The following is a 22,758-nucleotide window of genomic DNA, read 5'->3' as shown; positions in this document are numbered from 1 at the left end:
CTATGCGGCGACGGCACTGACCGCCGTGATCACCGCGACCGTGGTGATCGCCTTCCTCGCGCTGGCCCATCTGCGGGCTCCGGAGCCGGCGCCGGAGCCCGCCGCACCCGGAATTCCGGCCGCTGCGGTGCCTGCGCCGGCCGGCGGCGCGCCCGGGTCCCGATAGCGTGCCGGCGGCGCGTGTGTCCGGACCAGGGGTGAGCGCGCGCACGGCACACCCCGTACCGGTATCCTCGATGTGTTATGCACTCGAGCCGGTGCGTGTGACCGGCCCACCCGTACCCGGGCATCGGCCCGGTACCCGCGCTCGCCGGACCCGCGACCGGCGCCGGTTCGGCCGCGAGCGTTCGCAGCGACGAAGGACCCCGGATGCACTGCCCGTACTGCCGACACCCCGACTCCCGGGTCGTCGACTCGCGACTGGCCGACGAGGGCGCCGCGATTCGCCGCAGACGCTCCTGCCCGGAATGCGGCCGCCGTTTCACCACGGTGGAGACCGCGATCCTATCGGTGGTCAAACGCAGCGGGGTCACCGAGCCGTTCAGCCGGGAGAAGGTGATCCGCGGGGTCCGGCGCGCCTGCCAGGGCCGCGAGGTCGACGACGACGCACTGAACCTGCTGGCCCAGCAGGTGGAGGACGCGGTCCGGGCCAAGGGGTCGCCGGAAGTGCCGAGCCATGAGGTCGGCCTGGCGATTCTCGGGCCGCTACGCGAACTGGACGAGGTGGCGTATCTGCGTTTCGCCTCGGTCTATCGATCGTTCACCTCCGCCGAGGATTTCGAACGCGAGATCCGGGATATGCGGCAGGCCCGGGCGGCGGTCGGCCCCGGGGACTGAGCGGGCGGAGTCAGCGGCGTACGGCCGCGACCGCCTTCTGGATCCGCTTGACCGACACGGGGTACGGGGTGCCCACCTTCTGGGCGAACAGGCTCACCCGCAACTCCTGGATCATCCACCAGATCTCGGTGACATCGGGTGCAGCCCGTCGCGCCTGCGGTAACCGGGTCAGCAACTGGTCGTAGGCTGCCAGCGCGGCGTCCACTTCCGTCATGGCCCGGCGGTCGCGCTCCGCGGATCCGGGCAGGGCCGTCAGCCGGGCGTGCGCCGCGCGCAGATACCGGGGCAGTTCCCGCAGGCGGGCCGGGCCCCATTCGGAGACGAACCCGTCGAACAGCAACTCGGCCAGCTGATCCCGGACGTCCTGGGCGATATCGGCTTCCCGGACGCCGGCCAACGCGGTCGACACGTCGTGCGCCGCGGCCAGCACCGGAACCACCAGCCGGACGATCCGGGTCACCACATCGTTGAGTTTCGGCCGCAGCGCCGCGACCAGGCGCTCGAACTGCGCGGGGTCGCGCACGGGCCCACCCGCGGCGCCGATGAGCTGGTCGGCCGCCGCGGCGCGGCAGTCCTCGACCAGCGCGTCGATCGAACCGTACGGGTTCTGGCTCAATACCAGCCGGTCCGCGGAGGACAGCCCCGCGGTGACGGCGCGCACCGAGGTCGGGATGGCCTCGAGCACCAGAGCCCGGGTCCCGGCCCGCATGGCGCGGGCCTGCTCGGCGGGCGAGGTGAGCACCCGGACCGCCACTCCGCCGTCCTCCGGGACCAGCGCGGGATAACCGGTGATGGTCTGACCGCCCACTTCCCGACGCACCGTGGCGTCCAGGGTGCCCAGGGATTCCGAGGTCCACACCGTGGCGGGGGCGCGTTCTGCGTTCGCCGTGGCGGCGGCCACCGAGGCGGACACCTGATCGGCCAGTCGGGTCCGCAACTGCGCCAGGCTCTTGCTGGTGGTGATGACGCGGCCGTCGGTATCGGTGGCCGCGAAGGTCATCCGGAGATGTTCGGGTAGCGCGGCCGGGTCCATATCGCCGGGAGCGATCGGCGTGGCGGCCAGCCGGGTCAGCTCCCGGGCCAGCCCGGTCCGCAGCGGTTCGGCGCGCGGGGTCAGGGCGCGCAGCGCGGCGGCGGCGAAATCCGGCGCGGGCACGACCGTGCGGCGCAACTGTTTCGGCAGTGTCTTGATCAGTGCCGCGGCCAGTTCCGCGCGCATCCCCGGCACCAGCCAGTCGAACCCGACCGCGCGGACATGGGCCAGCTGCGCCACCGGAATGCGCACGGTCACACCGTCGTCGGCCTGCCCCGGCTCGAATTGGTAGGTGAGCGGGAAGGACAACTCGCCCTGGCGCCAGACGTCCGGGAAGTCCGTGGGGTCCAGCCGGTTCGCGTTCTCGTTGACCACCGTCTCGGTCGTGAAATCGAGTTGGTGGGGATCCTGGCGGCGGGCCGTCTTCCACCAGGTGTCGAAATGCCGGACGGAGACGATATCGGCGGGTATCCGGCGGTCGTAGAACTCGAAGAGCACCTCGTCGTCGACGAGTATGTCCCGGCGCCGGGCCCGGTGCTCGAGATCGGCGATATCGTCGAGCAGCGCCCGGTTGCGGTGGAAGAACTCGTGTCGGGTCTGCCATTCGCCCTGCACCAGGGCGTGCCGCAGGAACAGTTCCCGCGAGACCTCGGGGTCGATGCGCCCGTAGTCGACCGGACGGCCGGTCACCAGGGGGACCCCGTAGAGGGTGACGCGTTCGTAGGCCCGGGCGGCGCCGCGTTTGGACGACCAGTGCGGTTCGGAATACACGCGTTTGACCAGATCCCCGGCGAGCCGTTCGGCCCATTCGGGTTCGACGCGGGCGGCGATCCGGCCCCACAGTCGTGAGGTCTCCACCAGTTCCGCGGCCATCACCCAGCGCGGCGGCTTCTTGGCCAGCGAGGAACCCGGGAAGATCATGAACTTGGCGTTACGGGCGCCGAGGAATTCGCGGGATTCGGCTTCCCGCACCCCGATATGCGACAGCATGCCCGACAGCAGCGCCTGATGTATGGCGGTCGCGTCCCACGGATCGGTGTCCGGAGTCATCTCCTCGACCGGCCGGGGGGCCGGGGCGCCGCTGCGCGCCGGTTCGGCGGCTTCCCGGTCCGGCTTCGCACCGCCGCGGCCGCGGCGCGCCGCGTTCTCGGAGCGTGCGGGGCGGGACTCCTTCGTCCCGGGTCCGGCGGCCGGCTCGTGCAGCGACCAGCCCATACCCTTGGTGATGGTGCGCAGCTGGCCGTACAGGTCCTGCCACTCGCGGATCCGCAGATAGTGCAGGAACTCCTCGCGGCACATCCGCCGGAAACGATTGGCCGACAGTGCCCGTCGCTGACCGGTGAGGTACTCCCACAGCCGCAGATACGCCAGGAAATCCGAGTTCGGCACGGTGAAACGGGCATGTTTCGCGTCGGCCGCCTGCTGCTGGTCGACCGGCCGTTCGCGGACGTCCTGGATCGAGAGGGCGGACACGATCACCAGCATCTCGGCCAGACAGCCGTTGCGGTGGGCTTCGACGAGCATCCGGCCCATACGCGGGTCCACTGGTAGACGCGCCATCTCCCGGCCCGTCGGCGTGAGGCCGGGGCCCGTTTCGGACCGGCGCCGACGCCCGGCTGCTGTCTCCTCGGGCGCCCCGGAATCCGCCTCCCCGGCCTCGGGTTCCGGGACTGTCTCCCGGGGCTGTGCCGGACGTGTGGCCGGTGCGCCGCGGGTGAGGGCGCCCAGTTCCTCCAGCAGGGCGACGCCGTCGCGGACCGCGCGCTGGTCCGGCGCCTCGACGAACGGGAAACGTTCCATTTCGCCCAGGCCGAGCGCGGTCATCTGCAGGATGACCGCGGCGAGGTTGGTACGCAGGATCTCCGGATCGGTGAACGCGGGGCGGGATTCGAAATCGTCCTCGGAGTACAGGCGGATGCAGATACCGTCGGCGACGCGGCCGCAGCGACCGGACCGCTGCCGCGCCGAAGCCTGCGAGATCGGTTCGATCGGCAGTCGCTGCACCTTCGTCCGCATGGAATAGCGGGAGATGCGGGCGGTGCCGGGGTCGACCACGTAGCGGATACCGGGCACGGTGAGCGAGGTCTCGGCGACATTGGTGGCCAGTACCACCCGTCGGCCGGTGTGCGGCGCGAACACCCGGTGCTGTTCGGCCGCGGACAGCCGGGCGTACAGCGGCAGGATCTCGGTCCGGGCGAGTTTCAGGTCCGCGAGCGCGTCGGCGGTATCGCGGATCTCCCGTTCACCGGACAGGAACACCAGCACATCGCCGTCCCCTTCGGCGAAGAGTTCGGTGACCGCGGCGCAGATCGCATCGACCGGGTCGCGGTCGACCGGCCGGTGATCTTCTTCCTCGTCCTCCTCCGCCGGCGCCGGCAGGACCAGTGGCCGGTACCGGATCTCCACCGGATACGACCGGCCCGAGACCTCCACGATCGGCGCCGGGTTGCCGGCGGCGTCGGCGAAATGCCGGGCGAACAGTTCCGGGTCGATGGTGGCCGAGGTGATGACGATCTTGAGATCCGGCCGCCGGGGGAGCAGCTGCTTCAGGTAGCCGAGGAGGAAATCGATATTGAGACTGCGCTCGTGGGCCTCGTCGATGATGATCGTGTCGTAGGCGCGCAGTAGCCGGTCCCGTTGGATCTCGGCGAGCAGAATACCGTCGGTCATCAATTTGACCAGCGTGTGTTCGGCGGCGTGATCGGTGAACCGGACGGTATAGCCGACCGCGTCGCCCAGTTCGGTCCCCAGTTCCGTGGCGATCCGCTCGGCGACCGTGCGCGCCGCCAGCCGGCGGGGCTGGGTGTGCCCGATCGCCCCGCGGATACCCCGGCCCAGCTCCAGGCAGATCTTCGGGATCTGGGTGGTCTTGCCCGAGCCGGTCTCCCCGGCCACCACGACGACCTGGTGCGCCGCGATGGCGGCGGCGATATCGTCGCGGCGCCCGGTGACCGGCAGCTGCTCGGGATAGGTGATCGCCGGTACCGCCGCCCGCCGGGCCGCGATACGTTCCTCGGCCGCCGTGATCTCGGACTCGATCCGGGACAGGTCACCGCCGCGCAACCGATCCAGTTGCCGGTGCAGCCGGTGTTCGTCGCGGAGGGTGAGGGAAGCCAACCGGGTACGAAGCTCCCGGCGCGTGACTGCGGTCCTGGTCATTGCATCGACCAGCCTATCGAAACCCGGCCTCCCGCCGGGTCGCGGCCCGGCCCGCCACGACGGCCGGCGGCGGTGCGGATGGGAACCGGCGAATCGAAGACCGCCCCGCGGCCGATCGGTCGTGCGAGTATGGACGAGGTGCGCTTTTGCGAAAGGCGGTGCGGCATGGCCGGATTCGTACTCGACCAGGCCGGGGTGCGGGCCCTGGTGGGGCTGGCGTTCGTCGTGGCGGCGCTGGTGGTGCTGGCCCGGGTGATGTTCGCCGCGCCGGTGCTCGCGACGGGGGCGGCCGCGCGCGGTGGCGCGGGCTGCGGTGACACGGCCCACGGCGATGATCGTGAATCCGATGCCGCGCATCTGCTGATGTGTGCGGTCATGCTGGTGATGGTGTTGTTCCCCACCCGGGTGCACACCCATGCCCTGCACGGAATCCTGCTCGCGATGACGCTGGTGTTCGCCCTGCTGCTGGCCGATCGGCTCGTGCGCTGGTATCGCGACGCCTATCCGCGGGCCGGGCAGCGCGCCGCGGCCATCGGGTACCACCTGGCCGCCGCCGTGGTGATGCTGTTCACGATGTCGGGCCACAGCGGAAGCGGGCACAACGCGGGCCCGGGACCGGCCTCCGTATTCGCCGCGCTGTTCCTGGTGGACGCCGTCGTGGTGCTGGTGTCGGTGCGTACCGGGCGGGCACGCTGGTGGACCGCGCATCCGGTCGCGCCGACCACCGGCCGCGGACTACCCGTGGCCGTGCTGCCACACCTCATCATGGATCTGGGTATGGCCTACATGCTGCTGGTCTGACCCCCGGCGGCCCGGCCGCGCAGCACGGTCGAGATGCGCACGTGTTCGGGAGCGAGCGCCACGCGCAGCAGCTCCGCGACCGTACCCGCACTGTCCGCGGCACCACCGCAGGTGAACACATCGACGAAGATGTCACCGGTCTCGGGGTAGGTGTGCAAGGAGGCATGCGATTCGGCCAGCAGGGCCAGGACGGTGACCCCGTGCGGCTCGAACTGTTTACCGACGACCTCGCACACGGTCACGCCCGCCGCGGTCAGCGCGTGCCGCAGCGCGGCCTCGAGTCGTCCGAGATCGTCGCACAGCGCCGGGTCCACCCCACCGAACTCGGCCAGCACATGCCGGCCGCTGAATTCCGCCGCCACTTCGGCCTCACTCGCTCGCCACGGCAACCGGGCTCACCCCGACACCACCGTGACCTCGTCGAACACCACATCACCGGCCGCATCGGATTCGGCCAGGTCGACGGTGGCGATCAGCGCCCAGCCGTGATCGCCCGCCGGATCGTCGAGGGTCTGGCGTACCTGCCAGAAACCGGGCCGCGTCTCCACCCGGAACAATTGCGGACCGCGCGCGTCGGGTCCGGTGCCGATGCTGTCGTATTCGTCGAAATAGGGGCCGAGATCGGCCGCCCAATCCGGACCGGGGGACAGCTCCGCCAGTTCGTCCCAGCGCTGCCGGGCGGCCAGCTCGACCCGGCGGAACACGGCATTGCGCACCATCACCCGGAACGCCCGCTCGTTGGCCGTGACCGGGCGCACGCTCTCCCCGCCGAACGCGATCTGCTCGGCGTCGGTCTCCGCGCCCGCCCCGGTCAGCTGCTCCCATTCGTCGAGCAGACTGGAATCCACCTGCCGCACCAGCTCGCCCAGCCATTCGGTGAGATCGTCGAGCTCCTCGGTGCGCGCCGACTCGGGCACGGTCCGGCGCAGGGCCCGGTAGGCGTCGGCGAGGTAGCGCAGCACCACGCCTTCGGAACGGGCGAGTTCGTAGTAGGAGATCAGTTCGGTGAAGGTCATGGCCCGCTCGACCATGTCGCGCACCACTGATTTCGGTGACGGCGCGAACTCCGACAACCACGGATGCCCGGCCCGGTAGGTCTCGTAGGCACCCTCGATCAGCTCCGCCAGCGGTTTCGGCCAGGTGATGTCCTCGAGCAGTTCCATCCGCTCGTCGTAGTCGATTCCCTCGGCCTTCATCTCGGCCACGGCCTCGCCGCGTGCCTTGTGCTGCTGCGCCATCAACAGTTGCCGGGGATCCTCGAGGGTGGCCTCGACCAGCGACACCATATCGAGGGCGTAGCTCGGCGACGCGCTGTCGAGCAGTTCGAATGCGGCCAGGGCGAACGGCGACAGCGGCTGGTCCAGAGCGAAATCCCGCTGCAGGTCCACGGTGAGCCGCGCGTAGCGGCCGTGCTCGTCGGGTTCGGGCAGCTGCTGCACCACACCGGCGTCCCGCAGTGCCCGGTACAGCCGGACGGCGCGCAGGATATGGCGCCGCTGCGCCGGTCGCGGTTCGTGATTGTCCTCGAGCAGATGGCGCATGGCCCGGAAGCAGTTCCCCGGTCGCGCGATCACATTCAGCAGCATCGCGTTGGTGACCGCGAATCGCGACACCATGGGTTCGGGCGCTGCCGCGACCAGCCGGTCGAAGGTCTCCTCACTCCACGAGACGAAACCCTCGGGTGGTTTGCGGCGCTGCACTTTGCGCATCTTCTTCGGGTCGTTACCGGCTTTGGCCAGCAACCGGGTGTTCTCGACCTCGTGCTCGGGTGCCTGCACCACCACCGTGCCCATGGTGTCGAAACCGGCCCGCCCGGCCCGTCCGGCGATCTGGTGGAATTCCCGGGCCTTGAGCCGCCGGGTGCGCACCCCGTCGAATTTGGTGAGACCGGTCAGCAATACGGTGCGAATAGGGACATTGATCCCGACTCCCAGGGTGTCGGTGCCGCAGACGACCTTCAGCAATCCGTCCTGCGCGAGGCGCTCCACCAACCGCCGGTATTTGGGCAGCATTCCGGCGTGATGGACGCCGATACCGTGCCGGATCAGGCGGGACAGCGTTTTCCCGAAACCGGACGAGAAACGGAATTCGCCCAGCGCTTCCGCGATGGCATCCTTCTCGGCCCGGGTGGCGAAACTCGCGCTGGTCAGCGCCTGCGCCCGTTCCAGCGCCGCGGCCTGGGTGAAATGAACGACATACACCGGAGCCTGATGGGTGGTGACCAGCTCGGTCAGTGTTTCGGTGATCGGCGTGCGCGCGTAGGAGAAGTGCAGCGGTACCGGGCGCTCGGTACCCGCGACCACCGCGGCGGTTCGGCCGGTGCGGCGTTCGAGATCGGTCGCGAAGAAATCGACCTCGCCGAGAGTGGCCGACATCAGCAGGAATTGCGCGCGGGGCAATTCGAGCAGCGGTACCTGCCAGGCCCAACCGCGGTCGGGGTCGGCATAGAAATGGAATTCGTCCATCACCACCTGGCCGATATCGGCGTCCGGGCCTTCCCGCAGGGCCAGGTTGGCGAGGATCTCCGCGGTGGCGCAGATGATGGGTGCGGTCGGGTTCACCGCCGCGTCACCGGTCACCATGCCCACTCGTTCGGCGCCGAAAACCTCGCAGAGTGCGAAGAATTTCTCGCTCACCAGCGCCTTGATCGGCGCGGTGTAGTAGCTGCGCAGCCCCCGGGTCAGTGCGAAGAGATGAGCCCCCACGGCGACCAGTGACTTCCCCGAACCGGTGGGAGTGGCGAGAATGACATGGGATCCGGCCGCCAGCTCCAGCAACGCCTCGTCCTGAGCCGGATAGAGAGCGGTGCCCTGCTTGGCGGCCCATATCGCGAACGACTCGTACAGCGCGTCGGCGTCGGTCCCCGGTATCTCGAGCAGTTCGGTCAGATCCACCCCGGACACCCTACGGGCTGTCGCGTACCGATCACCGGCACGGTGGCCGTGTGCCGTACCGCCGGTGTCGCCGCGCTTCAGCCCCGTTCGTCGTCGTCGCCGGAGTAGCCGCCCTGTTCGGCGAGGAAACGCTCGAATTCGGCGCCCAGTTCGTCGCCGCTGGGCAACTCGCCCTCCCCGACCAACAGGCTGGACTGCCGCTCCTGGGCACTGACGAAGGTGTCGTACTGGCGTTCCAGCGCGTGCACCACCGTCTCCACCTCGGCGTTTCCGGCGATATGCTCGTTGACCTGCTCACGCACCCGGGCCGCTGCCTCACCCAGCGCGGCGAGCGGGAACTCGAGGCCCGCGTTCTCACCGACGTGTTCGAGGAGGGTCTGCGCGGCTTCCGGATAGGAGGTCTGCGCCAGATAGTGCGGGACGTGCACCGAAAAGCCCAGCGATTCGTGACCGTGCTGGGCCATGCGGTACTCCAGCAGCGTCGCCGCGCTCGCCGGTACCTGCAGTTCTCCGGGCCAGCGCTGGTTTTCCGGAATGAGATCGCGGTTCGACGAATGTGCGGTGAGCCCCAGCGGCCGGGTGTGCGGGACCGCCATCGGGATGGCGCTCAGGCCGATACTGCGGCGTACACCGAGCTGCTCGGCCAGCAACCGCACCGCGGTGGTGAACTTCTCCCAGCGCAGATCCGGTTCCATGCCCGCGAGCAGCAGGAACGGGGTGCCCGCGGTATCGCGCAGGGCCCACAGGTTCAACTCGGGTTCGGCGTACTCGGAGAAATGATCGGTTTTGAAGGTCATCAAGGGGCGCCGGGAGCGGTAGTCCAGCAGCTCGTCCACATCGAACGAGGCGACGAGTTCGCTCTCCAGGCTCTCCCGTAGATGAGTCGTGGCCAGCCGGACCGCATGGCCCGCGTCGGAGTAGCCCTCCAAGCCGTGCACCAGGACCGGCCCCGAGCCGTCGTCGGACGACAGCTGCGGAGCGGGGAACTCCAGTTCGTACATTCGCGACTCGTAGTCCATCGCGTACTCCTTCCTGCGCGATCCGTGGCGGGCGGGTCGAGCAACACTGCTGGTATTCGCTGCCGCGCCGCGAGCCGCGAATCACCCTTCATTGTCCCCCATGCGGATGTAGGGCCACACGCGGCCGTACATCGGCTCTCTGTGCTGACAACAGCCGTGGCCGCCGGTGAATTCCCCGGTGCCGGCGGGGACGGGCCGGGGAGTCGGTGTGGTCTTGTGGCCGGTGAACGCACCGGGGAGTCTGGCACACTCCGCTCCTGGATGTACCCCATTTCCGGGCCCGCAACCGGTATCGGCGCGGAGACGGGCCGGTGGCCGGAGTTGTCCCCAGCCCCGAGTTGTCCACAGACTTCGTGAGAACGGATGTTTTCCCAGCTCACCGCACCTACTGCGCGAGCTCCTGTCCCGCATGCTCGAACCATGACTTCCGCTGCGCCGTTCTCCCGTCCCGCCTCCGCCGACGCCCGATCGGTCCCGGGCCGAGCCGGTGGCCCCGGTCGCCCGGCTTCCGCGCCATCCCGTCCCGCCCGGGCCCCCGGACGGTGTCCCACGGCGCGGGCACTGGCCGCCCGGGGCGGGCCACGGCCGGCCCCGGCTCCCGGGGCGCCGGGTTCGCACTTCCCCGGGCGGGAGATCTACGAGTACGCCGCGGCACCACAGGCACGCTGCGCCGACCGGGCCGGTGAGGAGTACGACCGTCCCCTCCGTACCGGACCCGCCCATCTCGACGATCCGGGTGATCTGCTCGCCGCGCTCCCCGCCATGCTCGGCTTCTGTCCGGAGCGCTCGCTGGTGCTGGCCGTTCTGTGCGCCGCGCCCACCGCGGAGAGCGCGGTCATCGATCTCGTGGTGCGGTTCGATCTCCGGCAGCCCGGCACCGGCGCCCCCTCCGATACCGGGACGGTGGCTGCCGCGGCCGCGCGCGTCTGCGCCCGGCCCGGAGTGGTCGGAGTACTCGCCGTCCTGGTGGACGACGAGCTCGGCGACGGGGAACCGGCTGCACCGCAGCGGGTCCCGGTCTTCGCGGAACTGACCCGACAGCTGGCGTCCCGTGCTGTTCCGGTGCGCGGAGCCTGGGCCGCGCGGTCCATCGCGGCCGGGCAGCCGTGGTGGAGTGTGACGGGCCCACCGCGCCGGGGGAGGATCGCCGATCCGGTGGCCTCGACGGTGACGTTCGGCCGTGTCCTGGACGGCCGGCCGATCCGCCGCAGCCGCGACGAACTGACCGCGTTGGTCGCCCCGGACGCGGTGTTGCGCGCGCGGGTGACGAGCGAACTGGACGAGGCCCGGGACCGTGCGAAGGACAGATACGTGGCCGCCGCGCAACGTGGCGATCCGGCCGGTTATCTGCGCGGCGAATTGACGACCGTGCTCTGGTTCATCGCCCACGCCGAATCCGGCCCGGCGCTCGACGCGCGGGAGCTGGCCCAGATCGCGGTGGCCCTGCGCGACCGGGAGATCCGCGATTCGCTCTTCGCCGTGGCCGATACCGTGCACGCCGAAGCAGCGGAGAGTCTATTGGCCCTACTGACCCGCGCGCTGGACGGTGCCGACCGGGCCGAAGCGGCGACCCTGCTGGGCTATTTCGCCTATGTGCGGGGCGACGGCCCGTTCGCGGGAATCGCCCTGGACGCGGCGCTGGACGCCGAGCCGCGCCATTCGATGGCCGCCCTGCTGCACACCGCTCTGGAAGCCGGTATGCGGCCCGAACGCCTGCGCGATCTGGGGCGGTGCGGCCGCGACGCCGCGATCGCCCTCGGCGTCGACCCGGCCGCGGTGTGCTGAGCTCCGCCTCGGCCGGATCAGCGGGCGCTGTGCGCGCGAGAGCCGAGGCCCCGCAGGTAACTCCAGGCGGTGGAGACGATCTCGTCGAGGTCGTTGTGCTCGGGCTTCCAGCCGAGCTCATCGATCGCGCGCCGGCTGGAGGCGATCAGTACGGCCGGGTCGCCGGCGCGGCGTGGGGCATCGACCGCTGCGATGGGCCCGCCGGTGACCCGTTCGCACGCCGATATCACCTCGCGTACCGAGAATCCCGTCCCGCTGCCGAGATTGAACACCCGGTGCGAACCCGCGGTGGCGGTCTCCAGTGCCAGCAGATGGGCCTGCGCCAGGTCCAGGATGTGGATGTAGTCGCGAACCGCGGTGCCGTCATGGGTCGGCCAATCGGTGCCGAACACCGAAATGGAATCCCGGTGTCCCGCAGCCACCTGCAGCACCAGCGGGATCAGATGCGTCTCCACCACCCGGTTCTCACCGAGGCCCCCGTAGGCCCCGGCCACATTGAAATAGCGCAGGCTGGTGGCCGCCAGCCCGTGGGCGACGGCATACGAGGTGATGGCGTGATCGATCGCCAGCTTCGACGCACCGTAGGGGTTGGTGGGGCGAGTAGGCGCGTCCTCGGTGATCGGGACCTCTTCCGGCTCGCCATACACCGCTGCCGTCGAAGAGAAGACCAACCGCCGCGTATCGGTTTCGCGCATCGCTTCCAGCAGTGCGAGTGTTTTCACCACATTGCCGTGCCAGTACTTCTCGGGCCGCTGGACCGATTCGCCGACCAGCGATTGCGCCGCGAAGTGCAGCACCCCGTCGAATCGCCGCGTGCGCAGCAGGTCCGGCGCTGCCTCGGCGATATCGCCCTCGACGAATTCCACGCCCTCGGGTACGCCGTCGGCATTACCCGTCGACAGATCGTCGAGGACGACCACGTCGTGCCCCTGCTCCCGCAGTACCAGCGCGCAGACGCCACCCACATACCCGGCTCCGCCGGTGACCAGAAGTTTCATCGATCAGACCAGCTTCACCTGAACGGCGTGGGCCATTTCGTCGGGCAGTTCGTAACCCGAGTGGCCCGGCACCGTGATGATCACGGCACCCGGTTTGCTCTCCACGGTGACGCGGGCGTCGGGCACCACGCCCGCCTCCCGCAGCCGGCCGATGACCTCGGGATCGGTCTGGATGTGTTCGGCCAGCCGCCGCACCACCACCGCGTGCGTACGACCCTGCGGCAGTTCGGACAACCGCTTGAGCGGTTCCTCCAGCAACTGGGTCGCGGAGATACCGAGTTCGTCCAGGCCGGGAATGGGGTTGCCGTACGGAGAGGTGGTGGGATGGTTCAGCACCTCGACCAGGCGCCGTTCCACATCCTCGCTCATCACATGTTCCCAGCGGCAGGCTTCGGCATGCACGTTCTGCCAGTCCAGCCCGATGATGTCCACCAGCAATCGCTCGGCCAGGCGATGTTTGCGCATGACCGCGACCGCCATACTGCGGCCCTTCTCCGTCAGTTCGAGATGCCGGTCACCCGCGACGAGCAGCAGTCCGTCGCGTTCCATTCGGGCCACGGTCTGGCTGACCGTGGGGCCGCTCTGCTCGAGGCGCTCGGCGATCCGGGCGCGCAGGGGTACGACGCCCTCCTCCTCGAGGTCGTAGATGGTACGGAGATACATCTCCGTGGTGTCGACCAGATCCTTCACTGTTGCCCCTTCGTCGGCACGAATTCTACCTGCGCACCAGCAACCCCCGGTCGAAACGAACGGGTCGCGTGACGCGATGGGAATACATTCGGCGCGCGGCCCGACGCCGCAGTCGCGCATACATGTATTTCTACTGCATGACAACGTGCAATGGGGTTTCACCCTTCCCGATACGGTTGCGATCATGGCCACTGCACCGCCGGATGTGAACTCGGGCTCCGGGGAACCGGGGACCGTCGTGTGGACCGACCGCTTCCTGGACTACTCGTGGACCCCCGAGCATCCGATGAAACCGGTCCGTCTGCAGTACACGATGGCGCTGGCGCGCTCACTCGGGATACTCGACGGAATCGAACTGCTGGAGCCCGGTGCGGCCGGCCGCGAGGAGTTGCTCCGGGTACACACCGGCGACTACGTCGAGGCGGTCCGCGCGGCGGTGCCGCGGGAGACGGTGGGTGAGCCGCCGATCGATCCGCCCTACGGGCTCGGATCCAGTGACAACCCGGTGTTCCCCCGCATGCACGACGCCGCGTCGGTGATCGTCGGCGGCACCCTGGCCGCGGCGCGGGCCATCGCCACGGGCGCCACCCGGCGGGCGGTCAGTATCGGCGGTGGCATGCATCACGCCATGCCCGGCCGGGCCGCCGGCTTCTGCGTGTACAACGACGTGGCGGTGGCCATCTCCTGGCTGCTCGACCACGGTTTCGACCGGATCGCCTACCTCGATGTGGATGTCCACCACGGCGACGGGGTACAGCACGCGTTCTATCGGGACCCGCGGGTGCTCACGGTGTCGATCCACCAGCACCCCGCCACACTGTGGCCGAACACCGGCTGGCCGGACGAGACCGGCAGCGGCCCCGGAGACGGCACGGTGATCAATCTCCCGTTGCTGCCGGGGACCCGCGACCCGCAGTGGTTACGCGCCTTCCACGCGGTGGTTCCCGGCGCGGTCGCGGCGTTCCGGCCCCAGCTGGTGGTCAGCCAGTGCGGCGTGGACACCCACCGGGAGGATCCGCTCGCGGAGCTGGAGCTGGGTATCGAGGGTCAACGGGCGGCCTTCCTGGCGATGCGGCAGCTGGCCGACCGGTACGCCGAGGGACGGTGGTTGGCGGTCGGCGGGGGCGGGTACGGCCTGGTGCGGGTGGTGCCCCGGGCCTGGACCCATCTTCTGGGTATCGCGCTCGACCGCCCGGTGGACCCGGCGACCGCGATACCGCAGGATTGGATCGACCTCGTGCACACCGACCGGCCGCGGGTCTCGCCGCCCCGCACCATGGGCGACGGTGTGGACATCGCTTTCCGGCGCTGGGACGGCCCCGGGGGCACCGCCGAGACGGGGGACGCCCGATTCGACCGTGCCCAGCGCGCCGTCGATACGGCCGTTCTCGCCACCCGCCGAGCGTGCTTCGGCCCGCTCGGCCTGGACCCGGAGGATCCGCGTGACTGACCTCACCGACCGTGTTCCCGACGATCCGCCGCCGGCGCCGCTGCACTGGCAGGCCGATGTACTGGCCTCCGACGGCGGTGTGGTGCGAGTGCGCCCGATCATTCCGGCCGATGCCGAGGAACTGCAGCGATTCCACACCGCCCTGTCCGAGCGCAGCCGCTACCTGCGGTATTTCGGGCCCTATCCGCGAATATCGCCGAAGGATCTGCACCGCACCACCCACCTCGACTATCGGGACCGGGTGGGGCTGGTCGTCGTCTTGGGGGACGCGATCATCGCGGTCGGGCGGTACGAGATCCTGGACCGCACCGGCTCGCGCGCGGCGGAGGTCGCCTTCGTGGTGGCCGACGAGCATCAGGGACGCGGGCTCGGCTCGATCCTGCTGGAACATCTGGCCGGCGCGGCCGCGGAGAACCGGATCGACACCTTCGTCGCCGAGGTACTGGCCGAGAACACGGTGATGGTGACCGTGTTCCGTGAGGCGGGCTATCAGGTGGAGCGCAGCCGGGACGGTTCGGTGCTGCATCTGGAATTCGCCATCGACCCCACCGAGGCGCTGCGCTCGGTGCGCGACGCGCGGGAACGGGCCTCGGAGGCGCGCAGTGTGGGCAATCTGCTGGCCCCGCGCTCGGTGGCCGTGATCGGCGCGACGCCCAGCACCGCCCGCGTCGGCGGGGTGGTGCTGGCCAATCTGCTGGACGGAACGTTCCAGGGAGCGGTGTACCCGGTGAACCCCGAGCGGCGCTCGGTCCGTGGTGTCCACGCGTATCCGACGGTTCGCGATATCCCGGACGAGGTGGACCTGGCCGTCGTCGCGGTGCCCGCGGCCGCCATCGGTTCGGTTCTCGACGACTGTATGGCCAAGGGCGTCAAAGGTCTGCTGGTGCTGTCGGCGGGGTTCGGGGAGACGGGGGAGCAGGGTCGCAATGCGGAGGCCGAACTGGTCGCGGCCGCCCGGGGACACGGCATGCGCGTGGTCGGGCCGAGCGCGCTGGGTATCGCGAACACCGATCCGGCGGTCGGTCTCAATGCCACGCTGGCGACTCTGTTGCCGGGCCGCGGGCGGATCGGATTCTTCTGTCAGTCGGGGCCGCTCGGGGTGGCGATCCTCGCCGAGGCCGCCACCCGCAACCTGGGCTTGTCCACCTTCGTCTCCGCCGGTAACCGGGCCGACGTCTCCGGCAACGACCTGCTGCAGTACTGGGACACCGACGCCGACACCGATGTGATCCTGCTGTACCTGGAGAGTTTCGGTAATCCGCGCAAATTCTCCCGTATCGCGCGCCGGGTGGCCCGCAACAAACCGATCGTCGCGGTGAGTCCCAGCCGGTTGGCCGCGCCCGGGATGTCGGACGGTGGTCTGGATCGGTCCATCGTGCGCGATCTGTTCGCGCAATCGGGTGTGGTGCAGGCGGATTCGATATCCGAGATGTTCGATTGCGCGGCTCTGCTGGGCTATCAGCCGCTGCCCCGCGGACCCCGGCCGGCCGTCGTGGGCAACAGCGCCGCTCTCAACTGGCTGACCTCCGACGCGGCGCGCAGTGAGGGGCTCACCGTGGTGGAGCCGGTGGACCTCGGTCCGCAGGCCACGCCCGAGGACTTCCGGATCGCTGTCGCCGCGGCACTCGAAGCCGAGAACACCGATGCCGTGATCGTCATCTTCGCGCCGCCGATTCCGCTGCCGCAGACCGGATATGCCGAGGCGATCCGGGCGGCCGTGGCCTCGGTGGCCGCGACCAAACCGGTCCTCACCACCTTCGCGAGCGGTGACGGCATTCCGAACCTGCTGGCCGTCCGTGGTCCCGGTGCGGCCGCCATCCGCGGTTCCATTCCGTCCTTCCCCGATCCGGCGCGCGCGGTCCGCGCGCTGGCCAGGGTGCATCGTTACGCGCGCTGGCGCGACCTGCCCGCGTCCCCGGCCGCCGATACCGTGCACACCGGCGACGAGAACGGGCGGCCGGCAGGTATCGACAGCGAGCGGGCCGTGCGCCTGATGGAACAGTGGATGACCGATCCGGCCGGGCGGTGGCTGACCGATGACGAGACCGTCGCGCTGCTCGACTGCTATGGCATCTCCGTGGTGGAATTCCGGGCGGTCCGCGATGCCGAGGCGGCCGTGGCGGCGGCCGAGGAACTGGGCTATCCGGTGGCGGCGAAGGCGACCAACGAGAGCTGGCGGCGGCGCCCCGATATGAGCTGGGTGCGGCTGGACCTGTGGCGCCCGGACGCGGTCCGCCAGGCCTATCGCGATCTGGTGGAGCTGTGCGGTGATCCGCTGCTGCACATCCAGCGGATGGCGCCCAAGGGAGTCGGCTGTGTGCTGAAGGTACAGGACGACCCGGCGTTCGGTTCGGTGATCGAATTCGGGCTGTCCGGGCCGATCATCGAACTCCTCGGTGATCGTGCCTATCGGGCACTGCCGCTATCGGCGCAGGAAGCCGCCGCGCTGATCGATGCGCCGCGCGCCGCACCGTTGCTGAACGGAACACCGGCCAGCCCCCGGGTGGACAAAGCGGCTCTCATCGAACTCGCCCGGCGTATCTCGGCGATGTTCGACGATCTCCCTGAAATGCGGGAACTTTCTTTCGAGCCGGTACTGGCCGCCCCGGAATCGGCGGCGATCCTCTATGCCCGCGCCCGGGTCGGTCCGCAGCCGAGCCGCTTCGACACCGGGCCGCGTCGATTGGGGTAGGTTGCCGGGCACTTGTTGCCGGCCGGCGCCTCCGCGGCCGGTGGCGAGGGGACGGTGGCCGCGGAGGGCGCGAGACCTACCGGGGGGCGTCGGCACCCGTTCGCTGTCCACGGGCGAACCCGGAGTCGGCGACCTCGTTCACCCATTCGTCCCTGGGGCTCGGACGGGCCGACGCCGCCGCAAGGTGGCGGTGAAGTCCCGCCAGCGGGGGTGCGTTGGTTGCCTTCTCGGTCGTGACCTCGCGGTCGTCGCCCGGGTTCGGAAAGACGGTGTGCACCCGGGATACAGGTGTGACCGGCCGAAACCGGCCGGTCACATTTCCTGGTGGGTGCTGTGTCAGCTCGCGTAGGCGCGCAGCCGGTCCGCCCGCTCGCCCTTACGGAGTTTGGACATCACCTCGCGCTCGATCTGCCGGACACGTTCCCGGGACAGACCGAACAGCTTGCCGATCTGGTCCAAGGTGCGCGGCTGGCCGTCGTCCAGGCCGAACCGCAGCCGGATCACCTGCTGTTCGCGTTCGTCGAGCGTGTTGAGCACACTGCGCACATCGTGATGCAGCAGGCCGGCGATGACCGCGCTCTCGGCCGAGGTGGCTTCGGAGTCCTCGATGAAATCGCCCAGGGGGGCTTCTTCGTCGTTACCCACCGGCATGTCCAGGCTCACCGGATCGCGGCTGTGGTCGAGCAGATCGGCGATCTTCTCCACCGCGATCCCCGATTCGGCCGCGAGTTCCTCGTCGGTGGCCTCCCGGCCGAGCTGCTGATGTAGTTCGCGCTTGATCCGGGCGAGCTTGTTGACCTGTTCGACCAGATGGACCGGCAGCCGGATGGTGCGGCTCTGATCGGCCATACCTCTGGTGATCGCCTGCCGGATCCACCAGGTGGCGTAGGTCGAGAATTTGAAGCCCTTCGCGTAGTCGAACTTCTCCATCGCGCGGATCAGGCCCAGATTGCCCTCCTGGATGAGATCCAGCAGCGGCATCCCGCGGCCCGTGTACCGCTTGGCGAGCGAGACGACCAGGCGAAGGTTGGCTTCCAGCAGGTGCGACCGCGCGGCCTGACCCTCCCGGACGACCATGGCCAGATCACGCTTGCGGGTCGCCGACAGACGCTTGCCGGTCTCCAGCAGGTGCTGGGCGTAGAGACCCGCCTCGATGCGCTTGGCCAGTTCGACTTCGTCGGCAGCTGTGAGGAGCGCGGTCCGGCCGATTCCGTTCAGGTACACACGTACCAGGTCGGCGGCGGGGCTCTGAGCGTCGAGGTCCGAATCGGTGGGGCGCACACGAGTGGTGGCGGGGCTTGTCATGACTTGCCTCCTGTCGGTGGTGTCTCACTCCGAACAACGGACCCGACATAGGGAAAGTTCCCTCGCCGGGCACGGATAAACCGCTCTGAACTGCGGTTTTCACTGTGACGTTCTGAGAAGTTCCTGAGAACGAGAACCCCTCGACAGGCGGCGGAGCACGCGGTGGGGTCGCGGCCCTAGTGCGGTACCGGGTGGATCAACCCGTGCCGCACCAAACCGGTGACCACTCCGAGAGCGGCGTCCGCGAACTCGGGGGAGACCTCCTCCGCTCCCTGTGACAGTGCCAGCAGTTCGATCAGTTCGTACAACGGCAGGCCGTCGGAGCGCATTCCCGCCAGCAGGGAGACCGTCGTCTCGTCCACTTCGTGCTGCCAGCGTGGTCCGTCGCCCCGGTGCAGGCGGATCACCTGCTGCTCCCAGCCCTGCTCACCCGGTAGCGACACCCGCTCGAGCGCGGTCGCCGGGTCGATCCGGTAGCGCGAGCGCCGGGCCCGGTCCGGGTCCGCGGCGATATCGCGCAACCAGGCGGATCGGCGGAAGTAGGCCAGCGCTTCCGGGCCCAGCGGATCGTCGAAGCCGTGGGTGAGGTCCTCGGCCAGCAGTTCGGTCGGCGCGTCCACCGCGCGCAGGTAGACGAAGCCGAAACCGATACCGGTCACCCCGGCCTGCTCCAGCGCGGTCAGCCATTCCTCGGCCCGCTGCTGGGCCTCGGGGGTGCGCGGATCGAGACCGGCGTCGCGCAGCCAGGTGCCCACGTACAGCGCGGGGTCGGCGACATCGCGCTGGACGACCCAGGCGTCGATACCGTGCGCGGGCAACCAGCTCGAGACACGCTGCCGCCAGTCCTGGGTCTCGGTGTGCACCCAGGCGGCCAGCACCGCGGCGGTCCCGCCGGGGGCCAGCAGTTCGGGGACACCCGAGATCACCAGTTCGCTCGCGCCGTCCAGGGCGAGCCCGGAATCACGGTAGGTGTGCTCGATCCGGGCGGGCCCGACCACGAAGGGCGGATTGGCCACCACCTGATCGAACCGGCGCCCGGCGACCGGGTCGAACCACGACCCCTGCACCAGGTCGATATCCAGCTCGTTGAGCGCCGCGGTGGCCTCGGCAAGCCAGAGCGCGCGTGGGTTCACATCCGTGGCGGTGACCGAGCGGGCGTAGGCCGCGGCGTGCACGGCCTGGATACCGCAGCCGGTGCCCAGATCCAGCACCGAGCCGACCGGTGCCGTCGGGGTGGCCCGCAGCAGGGAGAGCGAGGCGTGGCCGACCCCGAGCACATGGTCCTCGGTCAAGGTGCGGCGGTGCATCGAATCGTCGAGGTCGGACAGGATCCAGCGGTTGCCCGCGCCGGTATCGGTCGGGCGCAGGTCCAGCGCCGCGCGGACCTCGCCGGCCGAGCGGGTCAGCAACCCCGCCGCCACGGCGTCATCGATCCGGACCGGGGCCAGCGCCGCGGCGGCCACACGCTCCTCCAGCGCGTCACCGAGAAGCAGCAGTCGGACGAGGGCGCCGAGTTCACCGGCCGCGCGCGCGGCCCGGCGCACCGGCACCGGCTCCCCGCGGCCCAGGGCGCTGTGCGCTTCGTCGCCCAGCGTGGCCAGCAGGGTGTCGGCGTCGTACCCGACCCTGGTCAGCGCGGTGCGCAGATTCGGGCAGAGGGCGGTCAGCGGTGATCGGACGGTCGATCCGTAGGTGGGCACAGCGGTACTCTGCCACCTCACCGCACTCGCTCGGATGGCCGCACCGCCGTGGCGCTGCGGCCGGACTGCCGGTGAGGAGCGGTCTAGCCGTCGATCTGGTCGTGCCGGCGTTCCTCCAGCGCGGGACGCGGGCGATCCCAGCGGCTGGGTTCGTTCTTGTCCCGTGGCGGCCGGTCGTTGGCGATGAGTACCGCGATCCACGGCAGAGGTACCGAGGCCGCCATGATGAGAATCGAGATCAGGGCGTTCCCGAAGACCGTGTAGGCCACCCCGGCCAGGATCAGCGCCGGGATCCGGAACGCCATGATGATCGTGTACCGGCGGACCCGGGCCCGGTGCTGCTCCTCGAAGGACGGGGCGGCCTTCGTGATCAGCGCCGCGTGTCTGGCGTCGTCGCCGGGAAAGTATCCGCGCGACCGAGAGGGACGGGCCGGCCGCGGTGTGCCGGGAGGCGCACCGGGTCCGCTCGCACCGGCGTCGAGGTGCTCCGAGCCGCGCTCGGAGTCTTCGCCGTGCTGCTGCATACCTTCGAGTCTTGCACTATCGCCACCACCGTGTACAACGCGTCCACCGGTCACCGTGTGCGACGGCCGCGACGCCGGGTTCGAGCCCCTTCGAATGGTGCCGGATCGTGGTCGGCCGTGAGCCCGGGTTCCGTGTCTTCTCCTGGTCGGACCGACCGCTTTTTCGCGCCTCCCCGTCGCCATCCGCCGCCGTCCCGGGCCGGTGGAACCCGGGGCGTCGCCTTCGCCACACACCGGTACGGCCCCGGTCACGGGGATGATCGTGCGGGCCCGGTGTCATGATGCGGCATCATGGAGGGCGTGAGTACCGATACTCTGGTCCGGCCCGATACGACCACCGACGAGACCACCGGTGACGACACCCCCAAGTTCTTCCACTATGTGAAGAAGGACAAGATCGCCGAGAGTGCCGTGATGGGCACCATGGTGGTCGCGCTGTGCGGTGAAGTCTTCCCGGTGACGCGTTCGCCGAAGCCCGGTTCGCCGGTATGCCCCGAGTGCAAGAAGGTCTACGAGACCCTCCGCAAGGGCGACTGACCCCCCGATCGCCCTCGCGGTGAGCCGGGGGCTCCCGCGCGGACGATCGTGGGCAAAGCTCGGCGGCGGGTCGCCGGGCGCCAGGGCGCGCGGAGCGATCCCGGCTCGGCGCGAAGATTTCGATACGCGAAGCGGCGGGCGCCGATCAGCGCGTGACCAGCGGACTGGGCCGCCCGCCGGCGGGACCACCCTCCGGACCGCTGTCGTCGCCGCGTCGGGCGCCGCGTCGGCGCGGGATCCGGTGGGCCTTCGGATCCGCCGGATCGGTCTGCTCCGCACCCTGTGCGGCGCTGCGGCGTTTGGCCAGCCAGGCCTTGAACTGCTCCATCCGGGTGGCGCGGGCCGGCCAGAATTCCTGGACCGCCGCGTTGAACTCCGCGCCGAGAATCACCGCGAAACCCAGGAAGAACGTGAACAGCAGAAAGGCGATGGGGGTGGCCAGCGCACCGTAGGTGACCCCCGTCCGGGTCACCAGGGCCAGGTAGCTGCGCAGGATCTCGCTGGCCGCCATGAAGAACACCGCCGCCAGCAGCGCCCCGCAGAACAATCGGTGGTAGGGCAGCGAACTGTGCAGCGCGAGTTTGTACAGGGTGGCCAGCCCGACGATGAGCAGTAATCCCACCGCGGGGTAGTAGAAGGTATCGACCAGGCGTAGGCCCGGTTCCAGCCACGAATCCGGCAGTATCCGCCCGATGAGCACCGGGCCCAGCGCGACGAGCGGCAGGATGAAGATCGCCGCGATCAGGAACTGGACGTAGAGGAGCAGGGCGAAGATGCGCTGCCAGATCGGATTCCGGGCGTCCTGCTGGCCGTGCGCCTCCACGATCGCGTCGACGAAGGTCGCCATGGCCGAGGACCCGGCCCACAGCGAGAGCACGAAACCCACCGAGACGAACGCCGCCCGGCCGCGTCCGAGCACATCGCGGATCGTCGGTTCGATCAGATCGGTGACCACGCTCTGACTGAACAGCTCGCGACTGAACGTGAGGGCTTTCGATTCCACGATCTCCACGGTGTCGGGCCCGAAGAGGCCGCTGACGTAACCGAGCCCGCCCAGCAATCCGAACAGCAGCGGCACCAGCGACAGGGTCTGCCAGAACGCGGCGGCCGCTGATTTCGCGAAAATCGAGTCGTCCCATGCCTTGACGGCCACCCGCACGACCAGCCGGCCGCTCTGGGCGAGCGCGCGGCGGACCCACGCGGTACCCGACGGGTCCGCGCCGGGTTCGCGTCCGTAACTGTGCATGGTCTGTCCAGCATCGCGCACCCGGACGCCCAGCGGTACGGCAGCGGGCAACGTGTCGGGGGGTGATCGGTGAATCGCCGGTTACCGA

General features: G+C 69.8%; 16 protein-coding genes. 6 read left to right on the top strand and 10 right to left on the bottom strand.

The window, feature by feature from the left end:
* Nucleotides 1–369: 369 nt before the first annotated feature.
* Entirely contained in the window at nucleotides 370–837 is a 468-nt protein-coding gene (gene nrdR, locus ON38_RS16605; protein ID WP_039825717.1) for a transcriptional regulator NrdR, read from the top strand.
* 10 nt (nucleotides 838–847) lie between these two features.
* On the opposite strand, the gene hrpA is transcribed toward nrdR, so the two are convergent.
* Entirely contained in the window at nucleotides 848–5,029 is a 4,182-nt protein-coding gene (gene hrpA / locus ON38_RS16600; protein ID WP_039825716.1) for an ATP-dependent RNA helicase HrpA, read from the bottom strand.
* Between the two features lie 165 nt (nucleotides 5,030–5,194).
* Between hrpA and ON38_RS16595 the strand changes: the two genes are divergently transcribed.
* The gene (locus ON38_RS16595) at nucleotides 5,195–5,830 is read left to right on the top strand and encodes a DUF5134 domain-containing protein (protein WP_157181792.1); all 636 of its coding nucleotides are present in this window, start codon (nucleotides 5,195–5,197) and stop codon (nucleotides 5,828–5,830) included.
* On the opposite strand, the gene speD is transcribed toward ON38_RS16595, so the two are convergent.
* The 3 genes from speD to ON38_RS16580 form a co-directional block, all read right to left on the bottom strand.
* The gene (speD, locus tag ON38_RS16590; RefSeq protein ID WP_039825714.1) at nucleotides 5,812–6,192 is read right to left on the bottom strand and encodes an adenosylmethionine decarboxylase; all 381 of its coding nucleotides are present in this window, start codon (nucleotides 6,190–6,192) and stop codon (nucleotides 5,812–5,814) included. The two genes, ON38_RS16595 and speD, sit on opposite strands and share 19 nt — an antisense overlap.
* Before the next feature lie 33 nt (nucleotides 6,193–6,225).
* Nucleotides 6,226–8,700 (bottom strand): DEAD/DEAH box helicase, encoded by a 2,475-nt coding sequence (locus tag ON38_RS16585; protein WP_373281225.1) that lies wholly within the window; start codon nucleotides 8,698–8,700, stop codon nucleotides 6,226–6,228.
* A 101-nt stretch (nucleotides 8,701–8,801) separates the two neighbouring features.
* The gene (locus ON38_RS16580) at nucleotides 8,802–9,743 is read right to left on the bottom strand and encodes a PAC2 family protein (RefSeq protein ID WP_039825712.1); all 942 of its coding nucleotides are present in this window, start codon (nucleotides 9,741–9,743) and stop codon (nucleotides 8,802–8,804) included.
* A gap of 420 nt (nucleotides 9,744–10,163) precedes the next feature.
* On the opposite strand from ON38_RS16580, the gene ON38_RS16575 reads away from it, so the two are divergent.
* Nucleotides 10,164–11,528 (top strand): DUF4192 domain-containing protein, encoded by a 1,365-nt coding sequence (locus tag ON38_RS16575; protein ID WP_051164873.1) that lies wholly within the window; start codon nucleotides 10,164–10,166, stop codon nucleotides 11,526–11,528.
* A 17-nt stretch (nucleotides 11,529–11,545) separates the two neighbouring features.
* Here the strand turns inward: ON38_RS16575 and galE are convergent, their stop codons facing one another.
* Together galE and ON38_RS16565 are read right to left on the bottom strand one after the other, a co-directional pair.
* Nucleotides 11,546–12,526, bottom strand: a complete 981-nt coding sequence (gene galE, locus ON38_RS16570; protein ID WP_039825710.1) for a UDP-glucose 4-epimerase GalE — start codon at nucleotides 12,524–12,526, stop codon at nucleotides 11,546–11,548.
* Nucleotides 12,527–12,529: 3 nt separating this feature from the next.
* The gene (locus ON38_RS16565; protein WP_039825708.1) at nucleotides 12,530–13,216 is read right to left on the bottom strand and encodes an iron-dependent transcriptional repressor DtxR; all 687 of its coding nucleotides are present in this window, start codon (nucleotides 13,214–13,216) and stop codon (nucleotides 12,530–12,532) included.
* 184 nt (nucleotides 13,217–13,400) lie between these two features.
* Here ON38_RS16565 and ON38_RS16560 point away from each other — a divergent pair, with 184 nt between their 5' ends.
* Together ON38_RS16560 and ON38_RS16555 are read left to right on the top strand one after the other, a co-directional pair.
* Entirely contained in the window at nucleotides 13,401–14,666 is a 1,266-nt protein-coding gene (locus ON38_RS16560) for an acetoin utilization protein AcuC (RefSeq protein WP_051164877.1), read from the top strand.
* Nucleotides 14,659–17,358, top strand: a complete 2,700-nt coding sequence (locus ON38_RS16555; RefSeq protein ID WP_039825706.1) for a bifunctional acetate--CoA ligase family protein/GNAT family N-acetyltransferase — start codon at nucleotides 14,659–14,661, stop codon at nucleotides 17,356–17,358. Before ON38_RS16560 ends, ON38_RS16555 begins: the two co-directional genes overlap by 8 nt.
* A gap of 336 nt (nucleotides 17,359–17,694) precedes the next feature.
* Here the strand turns inward: ON38_RS16555 and ON38_RS16550 are convergent, their stop codons facing one another.
* The 3 genes from ON38_RS16550 to ON38_RS16540 all read right to left on the bottom strand — a co-directional run bounded on the left by ON38_RS16550 (nucleotide 17,695) and on the right by ON38_RS16540 (nucleotide 20,887).
* Entirely contained in the window at nucleotides 17,695–18,663 is a 969-nt protein-coding gene (locus ON38_RS16550; protein WP_039825704.1) for a sigma-70 family RNA polymerase sigma factor, read from the bottom strand.
* Between the two features lie 176 nt (nucleotides 18,664–18,839).
* Nucleotides 18,840–20,363 (bottom strand): DUF7782 domain-containing protein, encoded by a 1,524-nt coding sequence (locus tag ON38_RS16545; RefSeq protein ID WP_051164872.1) that lies wholly within the window; start codon nucleotides 20,361–20,363, stop codon nucleotides 18,840–18,842.
* Between the two features lie 83 nt (nucleotides 20,364–20,446).
* Nucleotides 20,447–20,887, bottom strand: a complete 441-nt coding sequence (locus ON38_RS16540) for a DUF3099 domain-containing protein (RefSeq protein ID WP_039825702.1) — start codon at nucleotides 20,885–20,887, stop codon at nucleotides 20,447–20,449.
* A 300-nt stretch (nucleotides 20,888–21,187) separates the two neighbouring features.
* Between ON38_RS16540 and ON38_RS16535 the strand changes: the two genes are divergently transcribed.
* Nucleotides 21,188–21,424 (top strand): DUF3039 domain-containing protein, encoded by a 237-nt coding sequence (locus ON38_RS16535; RefSeq protein ID WP_039825726.1) that lies wholly within the window; start codon nucleotides 21,188–21,190, stop codon nucleotides 21,422–21,424.
* Nucleotides 21,425–21,569: 145 nt separating this feature from the next.
* Here ON38_RS16535 and ON38_RS16530 read toward each other — a convergent pair whose 3' ends face one another.
* Nucleotides 21,570–22,670 (bottom strand): YihY/virulence factor BrkB family protein, encoded by a 1,101-nt coding sequence (locus ON38_RS16530; protein WP_083872731.1) that lies wholly within the window; start codon nucleotides 22,668–22,670, stop codon nucleotides 21,570–21,572.
* Nucleotides 22,671–22,758 lie beyond the last annotated feature (88 nt).

The organism is Nocardia testacea NBRC 100365 (genome assembly GCF_000308775.1).
Classification (GTDB): Bacteria; Actinomycetota; Actinomycetes; order Mycobacteriales; family Mycobacteriaceae; genus Nocardia; species Nocardia testacea.
This window is presented reverse-complemented; position numbering and strand designations above follow the sequence as displayed.